This is a genomic window from Bartonella sp. MU70NMGDW, assembly GCF_042194085.1.
Taxonomy (GTDB): domain Bacteria; phylum Pseudomonadota; class Alphaproteobacteria; order Rhizobiales; family Rhizobiaceae; genus Bartonella; species Bartonella grahamii.
The window spans coordinates 1-948 of the sequence record NZ_JBHIMK010000448.1 but is presented as its reverse complement, the minus strand read 5'-3'; the positions used below and the strand labels follow the sequence as shown (position 1 = coordinate 948).

The window sequence follows — 948 nt, the reverse complement described above, 5'->3', positions numbered from 1 at the left end:
AACTTCATCAAGCCAAGGAATACGATTGACAAGAGCAGGAAGATTAGCAATCGTCAAATCGTGACCTGCATTGATACCTAATTGCACCTCTTTGGCTTTTTTTGCTGCTAAAACAAGTTTATTGAGCTCTTGAACTTGTTTTATTTTGTCCTGAAATGCACCACCGTAAGGTCCCGTATAAAATTCCACACGATCAGCACCCATTGCTTTAGCAATATCAAGACCATCGACAGTAGGGTTAGCAAAAAGGGATACACGAATCTTTCTTTTTTTTAAATTCTGAATAATAGGTGCTAAAAATTCTGCATCATGAGCAAAATTCCAACCATGATCAGACGTTGACTGATCTGGATCATCAGGAACAAGGGTAATCTGATCCGCGTAGTTTTCAGCGATATCTAAAAATTGATCACTGGGATAACCTTCAATATTAAACTCAGCTGTAGGAAAATTGTTCTTGATTAAACAGTATATATCTGGCAAATCCGCAAAACGAATATGCCTTTCATCAGGGCGTGGATGAACCGTCAAACCTGCTGCTCCAGCAGCAAGCGCTATATGCCCAATATTCGTGATACTTGGCCACGGAAGATTACGTCGATTACGCAAAACAGCAACAGCATTAAGATTAACCGAAAGTTTTACCGCCATGCCCATTTCCATTTTTTATAGTATGTAACAAGATAGAAAAAAGGCATTTTCTATCTGAAACTTAGATGATATACATATTTTTTTCTATCGAACAATCATTAAACGTTCTGCTGCGCGCGTAATTCCCGTATAAAGCCAGCGCGCATACATCTCACGAAATGCAAAACTTTCATCAAACAAAACGACGTTATTCCATTGAGAACCTTGTGCTTTATGAACAGTTAATGCATACCCATAATCAAAATCATCATATCGCTTTTTTAATTGCCATGAAATTTCTTGATCAGGGTTTTCAAA

General features: G+C 37.9%; 2 protein-coding genes. Both read right to left on the bottom strand.

The genetic code is table 11. The annotated features are described in order from the left end of the window. A partial coding sequence (locus ACFIKE_RS11555; RefSeq protein ID WP_375650085.1) for a pyridoxine 5'-phosphate synthase occupies positions 1-651 on the bottom strand: 651 nt, incomplete at its 3' end. A gap of 84 nt (positions 652-735) precedes the next feature. Then, on the bottom strand, positions 736-948 hold a 213-nt coding region (locus ACFIKE_RS11550), incomplete at its 5' end, for an ATP-binding domain-containing protein (protein WP_375650083.1).